This window comes from Streptomyces chisholmiae (genome assembly GCF_031845445.1).
In the GTDB taxonomy this organism is placed as follows: Bacteria; Actinomycetota; Actinomycetes; order Streptomycetales; family Streptomycetaceae; genus Streptomyces; species Streptomyces chisholmiae.
The window spans coordinates 100635-125271 of sequence record NZ_JAVREO010000008.1; the positions used below are offsets into that span (position 1 = coordinate 100635).

Sequence of the window (24637 nt, forward strand, 5' to 3'; positions counted from 1 at the left end):
TCCCGTCGGCGGGCTGGTCGACCGTCGCGGTGGAGATGTCCTCTCCGCGCGAGCGGAGGTGTCCCGCCCCGCACCGGCCGGTGCGGGGCTTCTCGGTTGTCCTCTCCGCGCGAGCGGAGGTGTCCCGCATAGGTAAAAGCATAGGCGCGAGGGAATTCGGTCCTCTCCGCGCGAGCGGAGGTGTCCCGACCCGGCCGGGGAGCGGCCCCTGGATGATGGTGTCCTCTCCTCGCGAGCGGAGGTGTCCCGCGGGCCCTAGCCTCGTCCAAGAGGTGACCGGGGTCCTCTCCGCGCGAGCGGAGGTGTCCCGGCCACCAGAGCCCACCTGACCGGAAACGCGTCGGTCTTCTCCGCGCGAGCGGAGGTGTCCCGCAGCAACGGACGGGGTTCCGTCATGCACGACGGTCCCCTCCGCGCCAGCGGAGGTCCCCCGACCCCGAGGCATACGCGCGCGGTCACCGTGTCGTGCTCTGCCCGGTGACTTCCCGCCGGCGAAGCGACTTGTCGACAACGGTTTCGCTGCTCTCGTTGCTCAACGCGTCGGGCGGCGACGCGCGTCCGGGCAACTCCCGGCAGTGCTGCGCCCCTCTACGGTCGCTGGTCGCGTTCACGTTGAGTTGCCGCGCGTGGTCGGCTACGCGGTTCAGCTGAGCAGCAGGGTGGCCAGGGCGGTGTGGTAGGTGGCTTGGACGGTGGGGACGGTGTCGGTGCGGAAGCGTTCGTCGGTGGCGTGTAGGCCGGTGTAGTCGACGCCGAAGCCCGCCGTGGCGGGGATACCCAGGCCCGCGAGGTAGTTGCCGATGTTGGACGGTCCGGCGATCTTCGGCTGCGGGTGTTGGTGGTGGGCGCGGGCCGCGTCGAGCAGGGCGGACCGCAGCAGTGAGTCCGGGGGGAGGGCGTAGGGGGGCCAGCGGGTGTGGGTGTGGACGCGGGTGGGTGGGGTGTTCGGCCATGCCTGGTCGACGTGTGCGGTGCTGGTGGCGAGCAGCTCGGCGGCTGCGGTGTCGTCGAAGGCGGGGGTGGTGCGGATGTCGATGTTGAGGGTGCACAGGTCGGGGGTGACGGAGTAGCCCTGGCCGGCGTTGATGGCGGTGACGGTCAACTTGCCTGGCACCGGGAAGTCGGCGGTGGCGGTGGGGAGTTCGGCGGTGCGGAGTTCGTGGACGAGGTGGGCGGCCTTGTCGATGGCGCCGGGCGTGGTCTTGCGGCCGCCGGAGTGTGAGGCGACGCCGTGGACGTGGAGTTGGGCTCGGTGGACGCCGCGTCCGCCGATGACGAGTTTGTCGGTGCCGGGGTAGCCGATCAGGACACCGGCCACGTCGTCGGGGGCGTCCGGGCCTTCGAAGTAGCGTTTGGCGCCGCCGAAGCCGCCGGTGTGCTCGTCCAGGTCGAACAGCAGGGTGAGGGTGCCGCGCAGGCGGTCAGCGAGGGAGGCGAAGCGGGCGGCGAGGTGGCAGAAGACGGCGACCGCGACCTTGGAGTCCGAGCTTCCTCGGCCCCACAGCCAGCCGTCCTCGATCAGGCCGGAGGTGGGCGGGTGGGTCCAGGCGGCTTCGTCGCCGAAGGGCGCGGTGTCCAGGCAGGCGTTGAGAACGTAGCGCGGCCCGGGGTGTGCGCCCCGGATGTCGGCGGTGACGGCGACCGCCGCGCCGGTCGTGTCGTGCAGTACGTCGGCCGTCAGGCCGTGGGTGTCCATCCAGGCGACGAGGGCGTGGATGACGGGTTCGTAGGGGTCGATGCCTCCGCGGCTGGGGACGCGCACGAGTGTCTGGGTGAGTTCCAGGACGCTGTCGTGGTCCTTTTTGGCGCAGGCCAGAACGTGTCCGGGGTCGGTGTGCCGAGGGGCGTCCATGGCTATGCGTCCTGCCTTCGCTGGCCGGGCACGGGGAGCCTCATGGTGGAGAGCGCGGCCGTGCTTTCGACCCGGCGGGCTCCCGCGTAGCACTGGCGCGCGTGGTCGATGAGGCGGCCGGCCGCGCCGGCGCTCAGCAGGACGCCGGAGTCGAAAGCATAAGCCGACGTCAGGGAGGGGATGGGCGCGACGGCCGCCTTCTCCGAGGCGCAGAAGAAGCGCTCCGGGGCGTCTCGGTCGGCGGGCATCATCCCGATGTGCAGGGTCTTCACCCCGAGGCTTCTGTCGTTCGGGTCCCTCAGGGTGAGAAGTCGCTCAAGGTGCCCGGCGAGTTCGGGGTGCCGTGGCGGTCCGAACAGGATGCGGTAGTGAACGAGGTCGGTCCGTTCGGCGAGCACGGTCTCGATCGCTCGCAGGTAGGTGGTGTCGCGGGAACGGGAGCCGGTGACCGCGAGGTACTGCTCGGCGCCGCGCACGACCGCGGTCATCGCGCGGCGTAGTTCCCGGTGCCCGGCCAGGAGTTGGGGCTGTTCCTCGGCGGTCGTGAGCTGGAGGTCCTGGTGGGCGAAGAGGACGTCCGCCGGCTGGTTGTAGTAGTGCGACAGCAGCGTGCGGTAGCGGACGCTGGTGGTGTGGCGTCCCAACTCCCAGCCGGACAGCATGCTGGGTGTCACGCCGCTGGAGCCGCTGGACGACAGCTGGTCGAGGTCCGCGCACACCTGTTCCAGCGTGGCGGGGATGGCCAGGCGGGCCCGGCGCAGCGGGCTGCTGTGGGCTGCCGTGCGAGCGGGTACGGGCACGGTCTGCTCCCTTCACGACACGACGCTCAGGCCCCCGGCACCCGCGCCAGACTCAGCTGCCTCGTGGGCCCAGCGGCGGTCAACCGGTCGCAGATCGGCCGCCACCGGGGATGGCGCGAAACGAGGGTGTAGCCCTGGGGAGGGTGGAAGGAGCCCAGCATCTCGGACAGCTCAGCGGCGGCGAGTCCCTCGAACTCCCGCACGCGCTGGATGGGTAGCGCGAATCCCTGTTCGAGGTCCTCCAGGTACGCCAGGACCGACGCGCCGTTGCCGGGGCGGACCTGCTCGGCGATGTCCGCGATGCGCCGGGGCGTGTCCAGCACGGCGGTGTCGAGGTCGATGACGGCCGTGAGGCGGGACACCGGAGCGGTCAGGTAGACGTACCAGGTGGTGGGACGACCGGCCAGGTAGCGGCGCCGGAACTCGTGGCGCTTCTCGCCGGCCCAGATCAGCTCGTAGTACTCCGGGTTGAGTGACATCAGCACCGGCTCGGGCGGCGTCTCGGGGGCGTCGAAGAGGGTGTCCACCGGGCTCCTCGCGTGGGGACCGGCCTGCCGGCTGGTCGCACTGACAGCAGAAGACATCACCTACTGTAGTCGCCTCCTGGGCGGGAGATGGTCACCCGCGGTGGACAGCCGGTTGCCAGGTGGTGAGCAACTCCCGTGCGAAGCCGGTGAGATGGGCTGTTCCGCGCCTGAGCCGCACGCTGATGTGACCATCGGCGACCAGGTGCAGGAGGCCCAGCGGTGCGTTCCGTCCGTTCCCCCCAACTGATCGGCTTTCCCCGGGAGTCCACCCCCGGTGACCGGCGTACGCTGCTCACCCCGGTCACCGCACGCGCGCTGGCGGCGGCGGGCTTCGAGATGCTCGCCGAGCCCGGCCTCGGCGAGGGAACAGGCTGCCCCGACTCCGTACTCGCCGGCCACGGCGTACGGTTCGCGGCGGCCGAGGAGGTCTGGGCCGCCCCGCTGGTCCTGCGGTACAAGAACCCCGACCCCAGCGACCTGGCACGCCTGGCACCCGGCCAGGCGATCGCCGCGCTCTTCCACGCCGAAGGCAGCCCCGCGATGCTGGCCGCACTGACGCGTGCCAAGGTCACGGCGTACAGCTACGAGTTGCTGACCGAGAACGGCCGCTTCCCGCTGGGGACGGCCGGTGGCACGATCGCCGGAATCCAGGCCGTCCACGTCGGGGCGCGAGCGCTGCAACACCCGGCGGGCCGGGGCGTGCTGCTCGGCGGCGTCCCGGGGGCGGACCCCGCACGGGTGGTGGTGATCGGCTCCGGCAACGTCGGCTCGGCCGCCGCGCGGACGGCCGCGGCGCTCGACGCGCGCGTCACCGTCCTGACCCGTACCCCCGCCGCTGCCGCCGAGTACCGCACCCGCGCCCCGGTCGGGGTGACGGTGGAGGTCAACAGCCGCCAGCGCCGCGCCGCCTGGCTGCCGCGAGCGGACCTGGTCATCGGCGCCATCCTGATCTCCACCCACGACACCCCGCCCATGATCACCGAGACGGACCTCGCGCGCATGCCGCCGGGCGCCGTCGTCGTGGACGCCACCTGCGGCTACGGCCCCGGCTATCTGCCCACCGCCGGGCCCGTGCAGGCGCCGGGTGACCCGCCACACATCACGGGCGGAATCCTGCACGTCAAACTCGACACGCTGCCGGCCCTGGTGCCGGTCACCGCCAGTCGTGCCTACGCCGCCGCAGCGGCCCCCTACCTGGTCCGCCTGGCCCACCACGCACTGGCCGGTCGCCGGGACGAGGCCGTCGGGAGCGCGGTCATCGCCCGCGACGGGGCGCTGGTCCACGCCGTGTGCGAGCGGCACGCCGCGTTCTACCGGACGGGGGCCACGGCGTGAGAGCCACCCCCGCCCGCTCGACCGTCGCCGGCTACCGCGAGCGCGCCGCCCACGCTCGCGCCGAACCGCCCCCTCCGCCGCCGGCGCTGCTGACACGTCTCCTGTCCCAGGCCACCCACATCGCCGAACTGCCGTGCGGGACAGGACACTTCGTGGACGCCTACGCACAAGCGGGGGTGGAGCTGACTCTGGTGGACGCCTCGGCCGCCATGCTCAGGGGTGCCGTCGAACGCGCCGCCGCGGCCGGCCTGCCGACCACGGGCACCCACGTCCGCCGACGCCTGATCCAGCGACTGGGCCGGCTCCCCGGCGTGGACGCCGTGGTCATGCCGAACGCGGCGCTCAACCAACTCGCCGCGCAGTCCCCACCGGCCGAGATCCTCGCCCGCGTCCGAGCCGCCCTCGCCCCGGGCAGCCACCTCCTCCTCCAAGCCCTGTGCACGCGCCCCGGTGCCACAGACGGCTGCGCCTTCTACAACCCCGCCATGCCGGACGGGACGTGGCGCACCGACCGCCGGCTGGACCCCGAGCGGGCAGCCGGCGCCGCGTACCGACAGCGTCGCCAACACCACGACGCCTCCGGCGACGTGCTGCGGATCGACTTCGCCTATCTCAGTCCGGCCGGTGAACGGTTGCACTCCTCCAGCGTGGAGCTGCCCCTGCTGCCGGCCGCAGACCTGGCCGACGCGCTCACCGCGACCGGGCTGCGCCTCGTCGCCCACCTGCCGGGCGGTCCCAGCCGGCTCACGGAGATCCTCGCGGCCGTGCCAGGCGGGCCACGGTGACCGCGCCGCGAACCGTCCTGGACGCGGACGCCTACTGGGAACGGCACTACAACGAGGAGTTTCGCTTCGGCCATGGCACTGAACACATCCTTGCCGAACTCCGCCGCCTGCCGCCCGCCGTCTCCTGGGCAGACCTCGGAAGCGGTTCCGAGTCCCTGCTGTGGGCGACCGCCCTGCGGGCCCGCGAACTCACCGCCGTGGACATCGACCCCCGGCGCCTGGCCATCCTCGCCGAGTTCGCCGCCGCGGCGCGTCCTCGCCCGGCCCACCGCACCGCGCTGGCCCTCTCCCGGCGCACCGAGCAGGGGGCGTTCGCCGCCCGGTGCCGCTGGCTGACGGCCACCGTCACGGCGGACTGCCTCACCGGTCGGCCCCTCTCCCACCCGGCGCTCGGCCAACGCTTCGACCTGCTCACCCAGTTCGGACTCCTCGGGCTGACCCGTGGGCCCGAACACCTCGTGCGCTGCTTCACCGCCGCACATCAACTCCTGGCCCCCGGTGGCTGGGCGGCCGGCGCCAACTGGGAAGCCGCCGACCTCACCGGTCGGGTACGGCTCAGCGACACGCTCCTCTCGTACGCCGCCGCGCGCTGCGGCCTGACCCTCACCACGGTTCGGCGCGTCCCCAGCGCGGACCGCCAGTTCCCAGCCGTATGGCTCTACACCGGAAGAAGAACCCACCCATGACGATGACCACGACCCCCGAACCGTCCCCGGACCTGATCCTCGCCCCGGTCGGCATCGCACACCTCACCCGCTCCAACGCCGACCTCATCCGCCCCGCCGTCCATGGAGCGGCCCGCCTCCGCGTCACCACCGCCGCCCAGCTGAACGGAACCCCGCACATCGGCACCGTCACCACCGTGCTGACCGTCTTCGCCCTGGCCGCCCACGCCGCCGAAACCCTCGACCTGCCCGCACACGTCGTCTTCGACGCCCTCGACAACGCCCCCGCCGAGCGCCTCACCATCAACGGACACCCCTACACCCGCACGGTCGCCGACCTCGTCGACACCGGCCGGCTCGACCACGACGAACCCGTCGCTGGCTTCCGCCGTCTGCTGGAGTTCGCGGCAACCGCCAGCGGTGTGCCGTACGAAATCCGGCCCTACCGCGACTACCAGGCGCTGGCCCCGGTGCGGGAGTGCCTGCACCACATCGCCTCCCGCCCCGAGGACTTCACGCCGCTGGTGGCCCCCGCCGACGGCCGTCTCCGCATCCGACCGCGCTGCCCACGGTGCCGGCTGATGGACAAGACCGCGCGGGGACTGCGCGTCGAAGCCGACACGGACGCCGTGCACCTGCACTCCGCCTGCCCCCGCCACGGCCCCTACCGGGAGACCATCGAGATCGCCGGAACCGGAGGCTGGTACGACGCGAACACCCCGGTGCGTTCCCTGCAGAAGGGCTATCTCCTCGCCGCCGAACGCGACACCCACCAGGCGTGTTCGGTATCCATCGACGGAGCCGACTGGGGTGGCGCCTGGTACGCCCACGTCCTCGCCCCGGCGCTCGCCCTCCTCGGCATCCCCGCCGCACGCTGGCCGGTCAGCGTCTTCGCGCCGATGATCCTGGACCGGACCGGCGGCAAACTGTCCAAGACCCTCTACGTCCGGTACGGGGCGCGGTACGCCGACCTGCCCCCGGCGCTGCTCGACCTCGCCGCCCTGCTTGACGACCACGGCGAGGACGCCTTGGCCGCCCTGTGGGCCGAGGTCCGGCAGTGGGCGGCCGACCCGAGCCGACTCCACCGCTCCTACACCGCCGACTACCTCGCCGCCCTGCTTCCCTCCGCCCCGCGCACCACCACGGCCGTGGGATGAGCCGGCTGGTCCGCGTCGCCTACGAGCTTCCGGCCCGCGCCGATCCCCACCCCGACCCTCCGGCTCTGCTCCCAGTCCTCCCCGAAGCGTCCGCGCCGCTCGTCAGGGACGGTTGACGTCCCGTTCGACGGGGGACGTCGTGGGCTCGGTCCTGGTCCCGCCCGTACTCCTTGCTCTTCCTTCTGTGCGCCCGCAGCCGTGGCCGAGGACCGGACCACTTCAGACGCCAGGGGTCGGGGCGGCCGGGCGCTGACTGCGGCTGGATGGGGACCGGACGTAGGCGGTGTTGAGGAGGCGGTCGAGGTCTTGGCGGGTGGGTTTGTCGCGGTACTGCGGCTCGCGGGTGGCGGGTGTCTGCCGTGGCGGGGGTGTGGTGATGCCGTCGATCTGGGGTGGTGTGTCCGGGCGCGGTTGGGCTGGCAGGAGTCGGCGGACGAGGGCTTCGAGACGGGCGCGGGGGGTGTCGGTGCCGAGGGCTTGGGCGCAGCGTTCGACTTGGGTGGCGGCTGCGGCCTGGTGGGGCAGGGTGGCCGTGTAGGTGGTGAAGAGCCGGTCGAGTTGGCGGGCGGTGGCCGGGTACCAGCTCAGGTGGCGGGGCGTGTCGACGGGGCGGTGTTCCGGGCAGTTGCTGACCAGGCGGTGGCTGACCCGTTCCAGTAGCCACGGGCCGTTGCTGGCGAGGTAGTGGGCGGTGAGCAGCGGGCGTTGGAGGTCGCGCAGCAGGGGGCCCAGCGCACCGGCGTCGGCCAGGATGGCGGCGGCCGGTCGGGGTTGCGGGCGCGGGCTGGTGAGCTGCCACTGGGGTCCGTAGAGGAGTTGGCCGATGCGTACGGTCAGGGCGTGGGTGGTTCGGGTCGCCGGGTGGGGTTCCGTTCGGGGCATGGGGGTGGCGCGGCCGGCGCGGACGTCGACCGCGCGGTAGCGGGGGAGGCGCGGGGTTTCTCTGGGGTCCGCCACGTCGACGATCCTGGTGAACACCCGGGCGGTGGCCTGCCAGCCCCGGGCCGCGTCCTTCAACCGCTCTGCCGACGCTCGCAGTTGGTCGCCAATAGAGTCGCCGGGGGTGGCGTCGGCCAGGTGCCGCAGCAGGCGGCCGGCGAGGAGGTTGGTCAACGCGAGGTGGGTCGCGGTCTGTTGGTGGTCGGTACCGCTGATGGGTGGGCCGGTGTCCCGGGTGGCCTGGAAGACGGCGCGCACCAGGCGGTCGCAGTCTCGGTTGAGGCGGTCCAGCGTGGCGGCCGGCTCGGGGCCTTGCGGGAACTCGACGGACAGGGTGGGGGCGAGGGGGAGTTCCCCGTACTCGGTGATGTGCTGGTGGTTGGCCCGCCGGCCGTGGACGACCGCCTCGTGCAGCGCGTGCCGGGCGTCGCGGAGCGCGCCGGCCATCCCGGGGTGATCGTCACACCGTTCGGCGAGGTGGTGGGCGAGGTGTCCGGTCTCCCAGGCGAGGTCCGTGATCCGGGTGAGGACGTAGCGCTGCGCGCCGGCCTGGGCCTGGAGGTAGAAGTACGGCGTGAGGGGGTCGCCGTCCGGGCCGCGGTGGCTGGCCAGCACCTCCTCCGCGAGGCGGAGTTGAGTCCGGGCCTCGTCGAGGCGCTCACCGGGTACGCCGGCGGGCCCGCTGTGGGCGGGGGCGTGGCGGAGCGCCTGGTCGAGATGGTGCTCGGCGGCGGTGAGGAGCGGGCGCAGGTCGACGAGCGCGCGCCCCATCGCGGTGGCGTGCTGGGGCACCCGCAGGGAGGTGCGGGCGAACCGGTCGGCGGAGGTGAGCAGCGTGGTGGTGAACTCGCGCAGTTGGTAGAGCAGCGTGCGGCTCTGCCCGGGGCGCGGGATGTCGGGCAGCGCCCGGCGCGCGGTGCGGAGCGCGTCGACGGACGCGTCGAAGGAGCCGCCCAGGGTGGTGGTGTCCACGAGCTACTCCGCGGGGAGGGCATGCAGCGACTGCGCGGCCTGCTGGGCCAGGGCGGCGGTCTGGCGGAGCGACTCCGCGGGGAGTTCGGGTGAGTCGGTGAGCGAGGTCAGTGCGGCCCGCACACCGTCGAGGAGTTCCGCGCAGCGGTTGGCCGTCGCCGGTGAGGCGGCGGGCGGTGTGACGGGGTCGCCGTCGCGTGGCAGCGGCAGCAGGGATCTGCCTTCGGCGCAGAGCTGGGTGGTGACCAGTGCCTGGAGTTCGTCGAAGCCGTCCTGCCAGGCGACCGCGTGGGCCAGTTCGAGTCCGACGTCGAAGGCCTGCCAGCAGGCGGTCAGTACCACCTCAGGGCGGGGGTCGGCCAGGGCACGGGACAGGTCGTCGAGTGAGGTGGGCGTGGGCATGAGCGGTTCCTTGGCTCTGGCGGTGCCGGGGGTCAGGGGGTCGGGGTGTCGGGACGGGGGACGGGTCGGTGGGGTGGGCGGTCGTCGGGGGTGCGGGGCGCGTAGGCGTTGTCGAGGTGTGCGTCGAGGTCGGCGAGGGTGCTGCGGGCCTGCCGGCGGCGGAGTTCGGCGGCGTGTTGGGCGTCGAGGTGGGCCTGGAGCAGCTCGGGGGCTAGCTCCGCCAACTGCCGTCGTGCGGTGTCCCGTTCGGCGGTGGCCTCGGCCGCCCGGTGTTGGGCCTGCTGGGCGCGTCGGGCGAGTTCCTCGTGGTGGTCGGGCGGGGCGTGGGTGGCGCGGTTGGTGGCGTCCCGGGCTTCCTGAGCCGCCCGGGTGGCTTCCCGCTCGGCGGTGAAAAGTTGGTCTGCGGTGTCCTGGGCTGCGGCGAGGTGGGTCTGGGCGGCTTGGCCGCGTGCCGCGATCAGTTCCGGGTTGGTGCCGGCGGGAGTCGGTGTGGTGGCCAGGCGCCAGCGGGCGATGGCGTGGGAGGCGGCCCGGTGGTCGGTCGCCTGGGCGGGGTCGGCGGGCGGTTCGCCGAGGGCGTTGGTCTCCGCCCCGTGGCCCCACAGGGTGCGGTAGGTGGCGATTTCGTGGGCGGCCTGGTCCCACAGCGGGCGGAGTGGGTGGCCGGGGGCGGGGCGTGGGCCGAGCACGCGCAGCCACGTGGGCGGCTGGGCGGCGAGGCGGGCGGCGACCAGTGGCGCGGGCTCGTCGTCGCGCTGTGCCGCGCGCCAGAGTCCGCGCAGGTGGCTCTGTTCCTCGCCGGGGGCGGGCCCGGTGGGGTCGGTGCCGTGGTGTTCGGCGAGGTCGCGGTAGGCGGCGGCCGCGGCCAGCCGGTCGCGCCAGGCCAACTGGTCGGCGATCTCCAGCGGCTCGGGGCCATAGGCGGCGGCCCAGCCCTCGCCGCGTTCGGCCTGTGCGCGGGCTTCCTCGGCCAGGTGGCCCGCGTGTGCGGTCAGCTGGCGGGCCAGCGCGTGGGCGAAGTCGCGCAGCTGGTCGCCGGGTGCGGGTGCTGGTGCGGGTTCGGGGTCGGGCAGGCGGAGACCGAGCGCGGCCGGCAGGTTGTCGGCACGGGCGACCGGCGGGTCGAGGTAGCTGGGCGCGGTGGCCGGGCGGGGGGCGTCCGCCGCGCGGCGGTAGGCGTCGGGGGTGCCTCCTTCGGCGGGGTCCAGGGCACGTCGGTTGCGGGCGTGCACGATGGCCGCCACGTCCCGGACCGGGCCGCCCTTCGTCGTGTGGAAGTCCCGTTCGTAGTAGGTGTGGTGGAGCAGCCGGTCGGTGTCGAAGCCCTCGTCGGCGAGGTGTCCCAGCTGGGCGCGGAGCGCGGGCCAGGCGGGTGCGGCGGACAGCTGGCGGGCGGCGCTGGCGCCGAGCAGCTGGGCCAGCGCCGCCACGGTCTCCGCCTCGGCGATGTCGGTGAGGACCTGCCGCAGCCGTGGTTCGTGGGTGCGCAGCGCCTCGCTCTCCGCCAGCGCGGCCCGCTGCTGGGCGGTGGCCGACCGCTGGGTGCCGTCCCGGGCGACGATCGACGCCCACAACTGCCGTCCGGTGACCTCGTCGTCGGGCTCGCCGGTCTCGGGGTCGGCGGCCTCCCGGCACACCAGGTAGCCGTGGTTCTCCAGCGCGCCCCGGGTGAGGGCGGGGTAGGCGCCGTTGCGGTCCATGCCGGCGGCGAGGAGGGCGTGGCCGGTGTGGACGGTGACGCCCTGGGCGCGGCTGTGGGTCAGCGCGTAGCCGAGTTCGGCGGAGGCGGCGCAGTAGGCGCGGGGGAGGGTCAGCCGGCCCCGGGTGCGGCCGTGGCGGACCCGCAGGTCGCCGTCCTCGGTGACGGCCAGCACGGTCCAGACGTCGCCGTTGCGCACGTACTGCCGGTGGCGGTTCTCGCAGGTCAGCCGGCGGTCGTTGGTGCGGGTGACGACTTGGTCGCCGGCGCCGGCCAGGCTGTCGTCGGCCAGCCGCACGGTCCGCTCGTCGGCGACCTCGCCGGCGGCGATCCGTTCGGCGCGCACCGCCTGGGACAGGCGGGCGGCCAGCGCGTTGGTCGGGGCGATCAGGACGCTGGTCAGCCCCTCCGCCGTGTCCCGCCGCCAGGCGGCCCTGGCCTTCTCCAACATCCGGTCCAGCGTGCCCTCGTGGAGCCGGCCGCGTTCGGCGTAGGCGCGCCACGCGGCGTCGGCGTCGCCGTCCGAGACGGCCTGGGCGGCCTCAATCTCCCAGGTGCGGGGGCTGCCGTCGGCGTCGCGGAAGCGGCGGATCTCCGTCAGCCGCAGACAGCCGGCGTCGCTGGCGATCACGTCCAGCGCGCCGCCCGGCCCGGGCGCGCCGAGCTGGCGCGGGTCGCCGATCGGCAGCAGCCGGCCGCCGGCCGCCTCGACCTGCGCCAGCAGCGCGTGCAGCGTGCCGGTGTCGGCCTGCCCGGCCTCGTCCACGATGACGATCGCGCCGGCCGGCACCGACCAGGCGCGGCTGCCCGGCGCGTAGGTCTCGGACATCACCCGCCACCGCGCCAGGTTCTCCGTCCGGATGCCGGCCCGCTCGGCGAGCGCGTCGGCCTGCAACTGGCCGGTCGCCAGCCCGAGCACCGGGATGCCGTGCGCCTCGGCGACCTCCCGCACCAGCGCCATGATCGTCGTCTTCCCGGTCCCGGCCCGACCGACGACCGCGGTATCCGCCGACAGCAGGACGGCGCACCTCCGCTCGCGCGCAGAGGACGGGCTGAGGGTGGGGTCGTCGGCGGTGAGGTCGGGCGCACCTCCGCTCGCGCGGAGAGGACCAGCGACGGCATGGTGTCACCCGGCCGCAGCTCGGCGCACCTCCGCTCGCGCGGAGAGGACAGGAGCCGGCGCTGCTCGTCCACCTCCTGGTGCGGCGCACCTCCGCTCGCGCGGAGAGGACCCACCGTCCGGTTCAGGGGCGGTTGGCGATGGCGGCGCACCTCCGCTCGCGCGGAGAGGACGCGATGACCAGGCCCCGCGTGGGTACCCCCATCGGCGCACCTCCGCTCGCGCGGAGAGGACCGGTCGTTGTGCCGGGCCTGCTCGATCCCGTTCGGCGCACCTCCGCTCGCGCGGAGAGGACCTTCACCGCAAATTCTCCAACGAACGGCTCACCGGCGCACCTCCGCTCGCGCGGAGAGGACTGATCCCAGCCGCTGGAGTCGATCGGCTGCCCCGGCGCACCTCCGCTCGCGCGGAGAGGACATCCACGACAGCGTGAAGTTCCAGACCAACGACGGCGCACCTCCGCTCGCGCGGAGAGGACACGGCCCGCTGGAGGTGGCGGCGCAGACGGAGCGGCGCACCTCCGCTCGCGCGGAGAGGACGCCACCGTGGCCTACGTCCGGACCGAGGGCTACGGCGCACCTCCGCTCGCGCGGAGAGGACGCTGGTGAGCCACCATCAGGAGGCGCCGCACGCGGCGCACCTCCGCTCGCGCGGAGAGGACTCCCGCCACACCCGCCGCGCCTATGCCCGCGCCGGCGCACCTCCGCTCGCGCGGAGAGGACGCAGCCAGCTCGATGTCGATCGGGTAGACGCCCGGCGCACCTCCGCTCGCGCGGAGAGGACGGCGCGTGGAGATGGTCTACTACCTCGATCAACGGCGCACCTCCGCTCGCGCGGAGAGGACGCGTGGCGCCAAATCGTCCCCCCGCACCGTGGCGGCGCACCTCCGCTCGCGCGGAGAGGACCGCGGCGACGAGCGGCCGGGACGCCTCCGGGACGGCGCACCTCCGCTCGCGCGGAGAGGACGGTGGTGGCCGCGGCGGCCGCTACCCGTTCGTCGGCGCACCTCCGCTCGCGCGGAGAGGACTCATCACCACCGACAGCTGACCTGCGGGCCCGCGGCGCACCTCCGCTCGCGCGGAGAGGACCGGCCTGACGAACGGGTAGACGAACATGACGACGGCGCACCTCCGCTCGCGCGGAGAGGACACTTCCTGACCTGCGGCGTTAGAGGCGGTTTGCCATTTCTTTACCGTCGCCGCCACCGCGTCCGAGGCCGGTCTCAGTTCCCATGCCGGGAAGTCTAAGCGCGCGACCGTGGGTTGGTTCCGAGCGGCGTGGGCCGGGTCCGAACAGGGCGCCTACCGCCGCTCGTTGGGGCCGCTCGTGCGGCCTATAGGGCAACACTTGTGCGGTAGGGGTGTTTTCCGGTCGGTACAGGGTCTTCCTGTGTTTGCCGCGGACTTGTCTCAAAAGTGGCGCGGGTCAGCATCGCTCAACGCCCTGGCCGACGGTGGCGGTCGGGCTTCGCGCGAGGCCAGGGCAAGTCGAGGCGCGCACCCGGTGATTTCGGTCGCTGATGGTGATCTTTCCCCATCTGGCCGGTTGTTGGCCCCCACTGCGGCTGTGGACGCGGCTGGAAGCTCTGTCGGGCGGCTTCGTTGTCAGTGGCCGTTGCTATCGATATCCCTGTGACTGACGAACGACTCACAGTGTCGACGTGCGCGACGCTGGACCCTCGGTTGTGGGGCAAGGAGCGGGGCCTGGACAGGCCTTACCCGGTGGTGTGTCACCTGCTGGACACCGGCGCGGTCTACCGCGGGCTGTGGGACGACGTGCTGGGCGGCGCGACGCGGGCACGCATCGCCGCAGCTCTTGGCCTCACACTTGGCGAGGCACGGGACGTGACCGCGTTCTGGGCCGCCATGCACGATCTGGGGAAAATCTCGCCGCCCTTTCAGGCCCAGGTCCCGGCCGCGTTCGCGCGGCTCCGCGGCGAGCCCGCGTACCAGTTCTCGTCCGGCGCGGATCGGCAGCGGGACTTCCGCCACGAGATGGCCACCCACTGGGCGCTGGTCAACCTGCTGGCAGAGCTCGGCTACCCCATGGACTACGGGAGGCGGCGCCGCCAGTCGGTCGCTCATCAGGTCGCGCAGCTGCTCGGTGGGCACCACGGGCGATTCAGCGGCGTGCTCAGCAAGACGGAGCTGCTGAAGGCGGGAGAGGTCCAACCGGCCCTCGGCGAGCACGGGTGGCACGATCAGCGACGGGTGCACCTGCACGAGGTGCGGCGGATCCTCGGGGCCGACGCGGTGCCCACAAGCGGCCTCCCGGCGGAGTCGGCGGTCGTCGTGGCCGGGCTCGTGGTGGTGGCGGACTGGCTGGCGAGCCAGACGTCCAGCGTGCGGAAACTGTTGCCGCCGGTGGACTGGACGGGCAGCCCGGGGCAGTTGGACGCGCACTTCAACCGGTCTTCCAACCTGGCGAAGGAAGCGGTGCGCAACAGCCGCCTGGGGCGGGCCCGATTCGACGATCGAAGTTTCGGCGCGATCTTCCCCTACGCCCCGAACCCGCTCCAGCGGGACATCGTCGAGACCCTTCCCGGGCTGGTGGCGGAACGTGGGCCCGGGCTCGTCCTGGTGACCGCTCCCACGGGGGACGGGAAGACCGAGGCCGCGCTGTTCGCCGCCTCGGTCCTGGGGCGCGCGGCGGACGCCCGTGGGCTGTACTTCGCCCTTCCCACGATGGCGACCGCCGACGGCATGTTCCCGCGCGTAAGGAAGTACGCCAAGGCGGCACTGTCGGGTGAGCGTGCTCTCACCCTCCTCCATTCCATGGCCTGGCTGAGCCCGGTCTACGCCGACGCGCCCGACGAACCCCACGGGGGCCTCGACCTCGTCCCCGAGCTGGACGAGGTCAGCGCACCGCCGGGCACCGTCGTCGAAGCCGACGGGTGGCTGCGCGGACCGAAGCGGCCGATCCTCGCTTCGCTCGGTGTCGGGACGATCGACCAGGCTCTGACCGCGATGTTGCCGGTCAACCACAACGCGCTGCGTCTCTTCGGGCTGTCGGAGAAGGTCTTCGTCGTGGACGAGGCGCACGCCTACGGCCCGTGGATGCAGCAGCATCTGGTCCGGCTGCTCGAATGGCTTGGCGCGATGAAGGCGCCGGTGGTCCTTCTCTCGGCGACCCTCACCGGACAGGCCGCCGGTGCGCTGGTGGATGCCTATCGGCGGGGCGCGGGTTTCGAGGACCAGCTGGAGTTCGAACCCCGCTACCCGGGCTGGCTGTTCGCGGACGTCCGGACCGGGCAGGTCACGGCGCCACGAGCGACCGGGACGCTGCGCCAGAGGACGCTCGAAGTCGATCTCCGGATGGTCTCCTGGGATGTTGACCAGGGGCCCGAGCCGCCCACCAACCAGCGCGGCCGGCGTGCCGCTCTTCGGGAGGTGCTCAGCCCCGTTGCCGCCCAGGGAGGCACCGCGCTGGTGTGCTGTACCACGGTCGCCGAGGCGCAACAGACTTACCGGGACCTGTGCCGAGCGTTCCCCGGCCTCGCGGAGCGGGACGGCGGGATCCGCCTGCTCCACTCCCGCTTCCCGGCGCGGGAGCGGCAGCGGATCAGTGAGGAATGCGAAGCGGCCTACGGGAAGCCGCAGTCGCGCGAAGTGGTTGCTGGGCAGGCGCCTGTCGAACCCGGCGTCCGGCCTCCCTCGATCCTGGTGGCCACCCAGGTGGTCGAACAGTCGCTTGACCTGGACTTTGATCTGGTCGTCAGCGATCTCGCCCCGCTGGCCCAACTACTACAACGAGCGGGGCGGGGTTGCCGCAACACACGCGGCAGGTCAGGCCGGCCGGCCTGGCTCAGTGACGAGGAACGACCGCGCCTGGTGGTCTTGGCGCCCGCCGCGAGCACCGACGCCAAGGGGCTGCCCGGTTCCATGGCCGCCGTGTACGACCCGAGCCTGTTGGTGCGCACGGTCACGCTGCTCGGTGGGCTTCCGAGCGGCGAGATCGCGATCCCCAACGATGTCCAGCACCTCATCGACGAGGTCTATGCCGAGGACTTCGCGCACGGTCTGCACGAGGCGGCGCGGCGTGAGCTGAAGGGGATGGATCTCGACCGGAAGGCCCGCGAGATGGTCGAGAGGAGCACGGCCGCGACGGTCGGCGTGGTGGCGCCGGCTGGCGTCAACGGTGACCTCAGCAGGCTGAGCGAGCGGGACATCGGGGTGACGGAGGACCTGTTGACCACCCGGCTCGGCGCGGACACCGGCCGAGTGCTCTGCCTCTACGAGCAGTCGCCGGGCCACTTCACCCTCGACAGGGACGGGAAGGTCCCGCTGCTGCGGGACTGGGAGTCGAAGCCGTCGCGAGCGTCGGTCAGGCAGCTCATGCAGTTCGTCACGCCGGTGCCCGGAAAGTGGGCGCGCGATGCCGAGGGCTTGCGGGACCGTCCGGAGAGCTGGGAGAAGCAGCCCCTGCTGCGCCAGTTGGTGCTTCTTCCGATGGCACCGGAGGGCGACGAGGGCACCTGGCACTGCCGGACGGGTGGCGATGCTCTCGCCAGCTCTTCTGTGGGACTGGAGCGCAGCAGGTGACACCGCTTCGCCCACCCGGTGCAGCTGGTCGTCCGGCGTCGATGTTCCGGACCCGTGCCTCTCTGAACAAGGAGAACCATGTCCTCGGGTAGCTACAGTCTGCTGAACGAACCGTGGATTCCCGTCCGTTGGCCGTCGGGCCCGGTAGGCACCCCAACGCGCGACCGCCCTGAACGCCTCGGGCTCGTCGAACTGCTGGGCAGATCCGACGAGATCGCCGGGTTGGCCGTGGTGGATCCGCCGGCGCACGCGGCGCTGTTGCGGGTGCTGTACGCCCTGACCGTCCGCGTCACGGGGCTCGACAGAGTCGGCAGGACCGAGGACGCCTGGACCGAGAGGCGAGGGGAGGTCTGGGACGCGGGTCGGTTGCCGGCCGACGGTATCGAGGAGTACGCCGCGCGTTACGCCCACCGCTTCTTCGTGTTCGACACGGTCGGTGCTCGCCCGTGGATGCAGGACCCGCGGTTGGAGAAGCAGTGTGACCCGGCCAAGACCGCCGGGGTCAACAAGCTCATCGTGACCCGCCCGGCGGGCAACAACCACGCCTGGTTCCGGCACGGTTCGGACGCGACCCCGGACCTGCCGACCGTCTCGGAGGCGGTGCTCAACCTGCTGGTCTGGCACTACTGGGGCCCGTCCGGACGGTGCTCCGCCCGAGAGGTCGATGGCGAGAAGACCGCCAGCGCAACGGCCGGACCGCTGCGAACCGCCCTCTCCTATCACCCCGTTGGGAAGACGCTGTTCGAGACGTTGCTGGCCGGGCTGGCGCCTCCGGAGCCGGCTGATCGGCTCGACGAGGACTACTGCCCGTGGGAGTTGGATGAGCTGCCTGATCCCGGTCTGCCGCCGAACGAGCCGGTGGGGCCGTGCTCACGGTTGACCGGCCGCTCCCAGCACGCGCTTCTGCTGGTGCCCGACGGTGACTCGCTCGACGCGAGCGGCGCGCCGACGCTGGTGCGGGACGCGTACATCACCTGGGGCCATCGGGCCGGGCGCATGGCCAGGGATGACGACTTCCTGATCTGGCAGATCAGCCAGCAGGGGAACCGCTATCCCCGGCCGGCCGACTCCCGGCGGGCGCTCTGGCGTGACCTGGACGCCCTCCTGCTCAAGGATCCGCTCGGTTCCGCGCAGGCCAGACGCCCCAAGGTGTTCCGCTGGGCGGCGGAGCTGTCCGAGGACCTCGGTGTGCGCGCGCTGGGTTTCGAGCAGGACGGCCAGGCCAAGGACACCCAGTTCGTGGACGGTTCCACGCCTCCGGTGCTCGGGTTCGTGGAGGAGAAGGCGCCACGAACCACCAACCCGATCGCCCGGTTGCGCGTGCTGGGAGAGACGTACGGCTTCCGCCTCGACCGTGCCCTGACGCGGGCCTGGCGCGGCTATATGGGCGACCCGAAGAGCGATGCCAGTGCCTGGACGACGCCCGCTGCCGCGCGGTACTGGCCCGCGGCGGAGGACCAGTTCTGGGCGGTCTTCCGGGAGTTGCGCCGCGAGCCCAACAAGCCGGATGTGGGGTTCGACCACGAGGCCGCCCGCCGAGCGTTTCTCCGGCTCGCGGAGGACGCCTACGACGAGGTGACGCGCGGCGTCACGGGAAGCCAGCGAGGCGCCAAGGCGGTCTTCGAAGCCCGCGTCGGCCTGCGGCGGCCGCCCAAGAGCCGCCAGACGCAGGGCTGACCGGTGCGCGGAAAAGTCGACCGGGAGCGCATGAGAGCCCGCAGAAACTCAGAAGGGAAGACACAGCCTTGACCACCACCGAGTCGCCGCAGCTCGATTACGCGGCGAAACGGCGCCAGACGCACGTCGAGTACGTCACCTGGATCGACCGGACCTGCTCCGAGAATCCAGGTGCCCGCGTAGCACTCCGAGCCGGGCTCCGGCAGAACATCAACGCCCGCAGCACCTTCGCCATGAACCGCTACATCGCCAGATGGCTGCCGCGGAACGCCCCCGACGCCACCCAGCGCGCCTACTTCACCGTCGCCGCGCTGATCGCCTCCCGTCCTCGTGCCGTGGAGGAGGACGAGGAGGAGGTGCCGGCCGCTGAGAGCGCGCAGAACACCCAGAACACCCGGGACACCGAGAACGAAGCGCGACCCGAAAGCGCGGAGGCCGCCGCAAGCGCCGGGAACGGCGAAGGCCCGGACGTCAAGAAGGCCGCGGAGCCGGAGCGATGGGGGCCCAGCCTGGGCGTGGCCTTCGCCGAAGCCGTGGCCGAAGCGCCCGGTAGGGACCGGGAGATGCGGGAGAGCACGGCGGAGAGCCGGTTGAACATGCTCACCCGACAGAGCGCCAGCGGCATTCACCGAAGCCTCCCCGCCTCGGTGCTCTACCTCCGCCAACTCGACGTCCCGGTGGACTGGGCGCAACTCCTGGCTGACCTCATCGACTGGCCGGAGCAATCCGGCCGTATCGCTCGGCGCTGGCTCCAGGACTACTACCGCCGACGTCACTACGACGAGAACAAGCCCAGCGGAGACGACGGAAATAGCGACGCCCCGGAGTAGCCCCGCCCGAGCCGGCTCTACAGGCCCGCGGCCTCCGCGCCGCAGCACCCAGATCCACCCACCGCACCGCACCAAACAACCAGCACCATGGAGAAGACCGTGTCCTCAACCGATCGTCCCGCCCGCTTCATCGACGTCCACGTGCTTCAGTCCGTGCCGTTCGCCAATCTCAACCGGGACGACACCGACTCCGTGAAGACCGTCCAGTACGGGAACGCGCAGCGCACCAGGGTGAGCAGCCAGTCCTGGAAGCGCGCGGCGCGCGAGAAGTTCCAGGAGGAGATCGGCGAGCGGGCCCTCCGCACCCGCAGGATCGGCGAGCGCGTCACCCGGGAGCTGCTGGAGGAGCGCGGCTGGCCGGAGCCGCTGGCCCAGCGCGCCGGCGCGCACGTGGCGGCCGGCAGCAGCATCAAGTTCGAGCTGGCCAAGGACAAGCCGAAGGAGAAGGACGCAGCCGACGGCGGCGCGGCGAAGAAGGACACCAAGGCGGTCGTCCCCAACAAGGTGTTGACCAACGCGCTGGTGTACGTCCCGGAGACGGCCGTGCGGGAGCTCGCCGACATCGCGGAGCAGCACCGGGAGAAGTTGGAGTCCGCCAAGGACATCAAGAAGTCCTCCGACAAGAGCGTGCTGCCGCAGGCGACCATCGACGGCGTTCTCCGGGCACGCAACGGCGTGATCAACCTCTTCGGCCGGATGCTCGCCGAGGTCGACGACGCGGGGGTGGACGGCGCCGTCCAGGTCGCGCACGCCATGACCACCCACGAGACCGACGTCGAGTTCGACTACTTCTCGGCCGTCGACGACGTCAACCAGCAGTGGGACGACGCCACCGGCAGTGGCCACATGGGGCACGGCCAGTACAGCGCCGGCACCTTCTACCGCTTCGCCACCATCGACCTGGAGGAGTTGGCGGGCAACATCGGGAACGACGCCGCGAGCGTGCGGGAGCTGACCGGCGCCTTCCTCGCGACGTTCGTGGAGTCGCTGCCCGGTGCGAAGAAGAACTCCACCGCCCCGTACACCGCCCCCGGCCTCATCCATCTCGCCGTCCGCGCGGACCGCCCGCTCTCCTTCGCCGCCGCCTTCGAGAAGCCCGTCAGGTCAACTCGTGGCGAGGGGTTCGAGGCCCCCTCGGTCGCGCGACTGACGGAGTACGCCGAGCAGGCGAACAAGATGCTGGGCAGCCACCGGCTGCTGGCCTCCGGCTGGGTGAGCATCGGCCACGACGACGCGAAGAACCTGGGCGTTCGGTACGACGGGATCACCGACCTGGTCAAGGCGACGCTGCGCAGCGCCCTCGGCGAGAAGACCGGTGAGGTCTCCGCGTGACCAGGCCAGACGTGAGGGCCAGGCCGGGTCTGCTGCTGCGGTTGGCGGGCCCGCTGCAGTCCTGGGGCGAGAAGAGCCACTTCACGGACCGGGACACGGCACGGTTCCCCACCCGCTCGGGCGTCATCGGGATGCTCGCCGCGGCACTCGGCCGCGAGCGTGGCGAGCCGTTGGACGATCTGACCGGCCTCTCGCTGACCGTGCGCGAGGACCGGCCGGGCGTCCTGATGACCGACCTGCACACGGTGGGCGGCGGCCTGCCGAACCGCGACACCGTCACCACGGCGGAAGGCAAGAAGCGCAGCGGCACGACCGCCACGCTGCTCAGCCGGCGCACCTACCTCGCGGACGCGGCGTTCACCGTGGCGCTGACCAGCACCGCCGGTGGGCCGGACGCGGAGGCGATGAACGAGTTCGCCGAGGCGCTGTGCGCACCCCGTTGGCCGTTCTACCTCGGGCGTCGATCCTGCCCGCCCGAGGGGCCCGTGCTGCTGGCGTGCAGCGACCGTCCGCTGGAGGACCTGGTGGAGCTGCCGGTTGCCGGTGAACGCCGCGAGGGGGCGGGGCCGTCGCATCTCGTCTTCCTCTCCGACGAGCCGTTGGACTCGCTGCCCGTGCCCGACGCGTGGCGGTCCTCGCCCGCCGCCGAGGCCGCGCGGCCGACCAGCACGATCAACGACGACCCCCGTTCCTTCCACCCGAAGCGGCGGACCTACCGGGCCCGCCCGCTCTTCCGCCGCACCGTCGCCGTTCCCGAGGAGCGGTTCGCCGGGCTGGGCGCCGACTACCTCGCCAAGCTTGAGGAACACCTGGCGGCACGCACGGCACGATCCGAGAGGGGAGCCTCGTGACCGTCTGGCTCAGCCGCCTCACGCTCAACCCGCACTCCCGCGCGGTCCGTGGTGACCTGGCGAGCAGCGGAGCGGCGATCAAGCTGCACCGGCGCGTGATGTCGCTCTTCCCGGAGATCGACGGCGACGACGCCCGCGCCCGGTTCGGCGTGCTGTTCCGCGTCGAGGACACGCCGCAGGGGTACGCCGTCCTGATCCAGAGCACCCACGAACCCGACACCGCTCGGCTCCCCGAGAGCTACGGCGCCTTGCGGAGCCGGCCTCTCGACCCGCTGCTCGACGCGCTCAAGCCGGGCCGGCGAATCCGCTACCGCTGCGTCGCCAACGCCGTACGCCGCCCCGGCGCGACCACCCGCGAGCTGTACCAGCTGAAGGCGGTCGTCGCCCTGAGCGGCCGGAACGCCGACGAGTGGTGGCAACGGAAGGCGACCGCCGCCGGCTTGGAGGTGGAGAGCGTGCTCTCCCAACCGGTGGACACGGTGCGTGGCCCACGCGGCACCTCGGGCGAGGCGGCGACGCAGCACATGCGCCACGCCCGCACCCAGTTCGACGGAACCGCGGTCGTCACGGACGCGGACGAACTGCGGGAACAGATCATCGCCGGAATCGGACGCGCCAAGTCCTACGGCTGCGGCCTGTTGACCGTCGCCCCGGCCGGGGGCGCCGCGTGACCATCTCCCCGGAACGCGCACCGCGGCAGACCCCCGGCCAGGCCCGGCGCCGACTGGCCGCGCCCACCGTCGCGATGCTGCCACGCGTCGCGGACTCCCTCTCGTTCCTCTACCTCGACGTCGTGCGGGTGCACCAGGACGACACCGGAGTCTGCGCCGAGGTCACCAGCGAACGGCACGGGACCCAGACCGTGTACCTACCGACAGCGGCCCTCAGCTGCGTCCTGCTGGGCCCCGGCACATCGATCACCACCCGGGCCCTGGCGACGCTCGCGCGCCACGGGACCACGGTGGTCGTCACGGGCTCCGGCGGCGTGCGCTGCTACGCCGCCACGTTGCCCGACTCCCTCACCACCGCCTGGCTGGAACGCCAGGCACGCGCCTGGGCGGACGACGAGCAGCGCCTGCGAGTGGCGCGGGCGATGTACGAGAAGCGCTTCGGCGCCGGGACGGTCCCGGCCGACGCCACGCTGCAACAGTTGCGCGGCTTCGAGGGCGCGCGGGTGAAGGCGCACTACCAACTCCTCGCCCGGCAGTACAAGATCGGCCGCTTCCGACGCAACTACGACCCGGCGTCCTGGGAGGACCAGGACCCGGTCAACCTCGCGCTCTCGGCGGCCAACACCTGCCTCTACGGTATCGTCCACGCCGCGATCGTGGCGCTGGGCTGCTCGCCGGCGTTGGGATACATCCACAGCGGCAATCAGCAGGCGTTCGTCTACGACGTCGCCGACCTGTATAAGGCACAGCTCACGATCCCGCTGGCCTTCTCGCTGCACGCCGCCACCGACCCGGAGCGGCAGGCTCGCCGCTCCTTCCGCGACGGGCTCCGGATGTTCAAGCTGTTGCCGCGCATCGTCGCCGACGTCCAGCAACTCCTGGACCCGGCGGGGGAGTACGAGATCGAGGACCCCGACGAACAACTCGTCAACCTGTGGGACCCGGTCGTCGGCCACATCCCCGGCGGGACCAACCACGGAGCGGAGACGTGAGCCCCGGCCGCGGCGGTTCCGCACGGCGGGGAAGGGGGCCGGCCCCATGGCATCCATGATCGTGATCTCGGCGACCGCGGTCCCCGACCACCTGCGAGGCGCCCTCAGCCGCTGGCTGCTTGAGGTGACCCCACAGCTCTACGTCGGCACGGTCTCGGCCCGCGTCCGCGACGAGCTGTGGACATCGGTCTCCGCCAGCATCGGCGACGGCATGGCCGTCTTGGCCCACCCGGACGCCAACGAACAGGGCTTCTCCCTGCGCACAGCCGGCACCCGCCGGAGAAACCCACTCGACTTCGACGGCCTGACCCTGATCGGCTTCCGAAGAGAAGGTCAAGAAACGGCAAAGCCCCTCTAACACTGCAGGTCAGGAAGTGTCCTCTCCGCACGCGCGGAGGTATCCCGACGCCCTGGCCGAGCTGCTCGACCTCCCCAAGGTCCTCTCCGCACGCGCGGAGGTATCCCGATGGCCGAGTGGTGGAGGTGGCCGTCAAGGTCGTCCTCTCCGCACGCGCGGAGGTATCCCGTCCGACGCCTGGAACGGGACTCCGCGCTTGGCGTCCTCTCCGCACGCGCGGAGGTATCCCGCCCCAGCGGGCGTTGGTGGTGACCTTTCGCCAGTCCTCTCCGCACGCGCGGAGGTATCCCCTTCGCGCGGCTGGTCTTCGGCCAGGCGGTCAGGTCCTCTCCGCACGCGCGGAGGTATCCCGTATCTGGGCGAGCGGATTGGGGACGTCTACTGGTCCTCTCCGCACGCGCGGAGGTATCCCGAGCAGCCGAGTCCTGGCCAGCGGTAGCGCCATGTCCTCTCCGCACGCGCGGAGGTATCCCGCGGGCAGCCGCGAGAGGCTGCCGGCATGAGAAGTCCTCTCCGCACGCGCGGAGGTATCCCGGGGGTCCCCGAGGTTCAGGGCATCGTCGGCTAGTCCTCTCCGCACGCGCGGAGGTATCCCGAGCCCCACTCCCCACACGGCCGTCCCCGCAGCGTCCTGTCCGCACGCGCGGAGGTATCCCGAGCCCCACTCCCCACACGGCCGTCCCCGCAGCGTCCTCTCCGCACGCGCGGAGGTATCCCGGCGGAGGATCTGGGTCAGGCGTGGCACCACCTGTCCTCTCCGCACGCGCGGAGGTATCCCGCTGTGCGCCACCGACCGGCACGCCGCCGAGGAGTCCTCTCCGCACGCGCGGAGGTATCCCGTCGGCCGCCGGGTCGCCAGAGGAACGGCGCCGGTCCTCTCCGCACGCGCGGAGGTGTCCCGGACAGCGCCCGCGACATGCGGAGACCGATGACGGCCACGCCACCCTCGCCGCCACCGACGACTTCCCTTTCTGCGACCAGACGACCCAGGCCTGGGCCGACGCTGTAGATCTGCCTGTCGGCGCGGAGTTCACCGCCCCCGATGGCAGCGTGCCCGGCGCAGCCAGTTTCACCCAGCACACACCCGCGTTCGGCACCGGTTACAGCCTCACCGTCGAAGGACCCCAAACGT

General features: G+C 72.4%; 18 protein-coding genes and 3 CRISPR repeat arrays (1 of these 21 running past the window's edge). Of the genes, 12 read left to right on the forward strand and 6 right to left on the reverse strand.

Annotation, left to right across the window (positions count from 1 at the left end):
• Positions 1 to 433: direct repeats of the CRISPR family, unit length 29 nt; unit sequence GTCCTCTCCGCGCGAGCGGAGGTGTCCCG; it begins 756 nt to the left of the window's first position.
• Between the two features lie 210 nt (positions 434 to 643).
• From RM844_RS15230 to RM844_RS15240, 3 genes are read right to left on the reverse strand one after another with little or no spacing between them, the layout of a single operon-like run.
• Complete coding sequence (locus tag RM844_RS15230; RefSeq protein ID WP_311667725.1) at positions 644 to 1852, reverse strand: M20 family metallopeptidase; 1209 nt, start codon at positions 1850 to 1852, stop codon at positions 644 to 646.
• 2 nt (positions 1853 to 1854) lie between these two features.
• The gene (locus tag RM844_RS15235) at positions 1855 to 2652 is read right to left on the reverse strand and encodes an XRE family transcriptional regulator (RefSeq protein ID WP_311667727.1); all 798 of its coding nucleotides are present in this window, start codon (positions 2650 to 2652) and stop codon (positions 1855 to 1857) included.
• A gap of 26 nt (positions 2653 to 2678) precedes the next feature.
• Positions 2679 to 3179, reverse strand: coding sequence for a hypothetical protein (locus RM844_RS15240; RefSeq protein ID WP_311667728.1), 501 nt, complete (start codon positions 3177 to 3179; stop codon positions 2679 to 2681).
• A gap of 219 nt (positions 3180 to 3398) precedes the next feature.
• Here RM844_RS15240 and RM844_RS15245 point away from each other — a divergent pair, with 219 nt between their 5' ends.
• The 4 genes from RM844_RS15245 to RM844_RS15260 are packed head-to-tail and all read left to right on the forward strand — an operon-like array spanning position 3399 to position 7121.
• On the forward strand, positions 3399 to 4514 hold the full coding sequence (locus RM844_RS15245) for an NAD(P)-dependent oxidoreductase (protein WP_311667729.1): 1116 nt from the start codon (positions 3399 to 3401) through the stop codon (positions 4512 to 4514).
• Positions 4511 to 5299 carry a class I SAM-dependent methyltransferase gene (locus tag RM844_RS15250; RefSeq protein ID WP_311667730.1) on the forward strand — a complete coding sequence of 263 codons (789 nt, stop codon included), beginning with the start codon at positions 4511 to 4513 and terminating at the stop codon, positions 5297 to 5299. Before RM844_RS15245 ends, RM844_RS15250 begins: the two co-directional genes overlap by 4 nt.
• A complete protein-coding gene (locus RM844_RS15255) occupies positions 5296 to 5985 on the forward strand; it encodes a hypothetical protein (RefSeq protein ID WP_311667731.1) in 690 nt (229 codons plus the stop codon). Before RM844_RS15250 ends, RM844_RS15255 begins: the two co-directional genes overlap by 4 nt.
• Positions 5982 to 7121: a hypothetical protein gene (locus RM844_RS15260; protein ID WP_311667732.1), complete on the forward strand. Its 1140-nt coding sequence runs from the start codon at positions 5982 to 5984 to the stop codon at positions 7119 to 7121. The genes RM844_RS15255 and RM844_RS15260 overlap by 4 nt, the downstream gene beginning before the upstream one ends.
• A gap of 219 nt (positions 7122 to 7340) precedes the next feature.
• On the opposite strand, the gene RM844_RS15265 is transcribed toward RM844_RS15260, so the two are convergent.
• From RM844_RS15265 to RM844_RS15275, 3 genes are read right to left on the reverse strand one after another with little or no spacing between them, the layout of a single operon-like run.
• Positions 7341 to 9032 (reverse strand): hypothetical protein, encoded by a 1692-nt coding sequence (locus RM844_RS15265; RefSeq protein ID WP_311667733.1) that lies wholly within the window; start codon positions 9030 to 9032, stop codon positions 7341 to 7343.
• 3 nt (positions 9033 to 9035) lie between these two features.
• Positions 9036 to 9434 (reverse strand): hypothetical protein, encoded by a 399-nt coding sequence (locus RM844_RS15270; RefSeq protein WP_311667734.1) that lies wholly within the window; start codon positions 9432 to 9434, stop codon positions 9036 to 9038.
• 32 nt (positions 9435 to 9466) lie between these two features.
• Positions 9467 to 12151, reverse strand: a complete 2685-nt coding sequence (locus RM844_RS15275) for an AAA family ATPase (protein WP_311667888.1) — start codon at positions 12149 to 12151, stop codon at positions 9467 to 9469.
• Positions 12152 to 12153: 2 nt separating this feature from the next.
• Positions 12154 to 13402: direct repeats of the CRISPR family, unit length 29 nt; unit sequence CGGCGCACCTCCGCTCGCGCGGAGAGGAC.
• Positions 13403 to 13884: 482 nt separating this feature from the next.
• Between RM844_RS15275 and cas3 the strand changes: the two genes are divergently transcribed.
• The 8 genes from cas3 to cas2e all read left to right on the forward strand — a co-directional run bounded on the left by cas3 (position 13885) and on the right by cas2e (position 23505).
• Positions 13885 to 16794 carry a CRISPR-associated helicase Cas3' gene (gene cas3 / locus RM844_RS15280; RefSeq protein ID WP_311667735.1) on the forward strand — a complete coding sequence of 970 codons (2910 nt, stop codon included), beginning with the start codon at positions 13885 to 13887 and terminating at the stop codon, positions 16792 to 16794.
• A gap of 78 nt (positions 16795 to 16872) precedes the next feature.
• A complete protein-coding gene (gene casA, locus RM844_RS15285) occupies positions 16873 to 18471 on the forward strand; it encodes a type I-E CRISPR-associated protein Cse1/CasA (RefSeq protein ID WP_311667736.1) in 1599 nt (532 codons plus the stop codon).
• Between the two features lie 68 nt (positions 18472 to 18539).
• Positions 18540 to 19301, forward strand: coding sequence for a type I-E CRISPR-associated protein Cse2/CasB (gene casB, locus RM844_RS15290; RefSeq protein ID WP_311667737.1), 762 nt, complete (start codon positions 18540 to 18542; stop codon positions 19299 to 19301).
• A gap of 99 nt (positions 19302 to 19400) precedes the next feature.
• Positions 19401 to 20633 (forward strand): type I-E CRISPR-associated protein Cas7/Cse4/CasC, encoded by a 1233-nt coding sequence (cas7e, locus tag RM844_RS15295; protein ID WP_394814512.1) that lies wholly within the window; start codon positions 19401 to 19403, stop codon positions 20631 to 20633.
• Positions 20630 to 21484: a type I-E CRISPR-associated protein Cas5/CasD gene (gene cas5e, locus RM844_RS15300; protein ID WP_311667740.1), complete on the forward strand. Its 855-nt coding sequence runs from the start codon at positions 20630 to 20632 to the stop codon at positions 21482 to 21484. The genes cas7e and cas5e overlap by 4 nt, the downstream gene beginning before the upstream one ends.
• Positions 21481 to 22155 (forward strand): type I-E CRISPR-associated protein Cas6/Cse3/CasE, encoded by a 675-nt coding sequence (cas6e, locus tag RM844_RS15305; protein WP_311667741.1) that lies wholly within the window; start codon positions 21481 to 21483, stop codon positions 22153 to 22155. Before cas5e ends, cas6e begins: the two co-directional genes overlap by 4 nt.
• Positions 22156 to 22229: 74 nt before the next feature.
• Complete coding sequence (cas1e, locus tag RM844_RS15310) at positions 22230 to 23147, forward strand: type I-E CRISPR-associated endonuclease Cas1e (RefSeq protein WP_311667889.1); 918 nt, start codon at positions 22230 to 22232, stop codon at positions 23145 to 23147.
• 46 nt (positions 23148 to 23193) lie between these two features.
• Positions 23194 to 23505, forward strand: a complete 312-nt coding sequence (gene cas2e, locus RM844_RS15315) for a type I-E CRISPR-associated endoribonuclease Cas2e (protein WP_311667742.1) — start codon at positions 23194 to 23196, stop codon at positions 23503 to 23505.
• A gap of 18 nt (positions 23506 to 23523) precedes the next feature.
• Positions 23524 to 24406: a CRISPR direct-repeat array (repeat unit 29 nt; unit sequence GTCCTCTCCGCACGCGCGGAGGTATCCCG).
• Positions 24407 to 24637 lie beyond the last annotated feature (231 nt).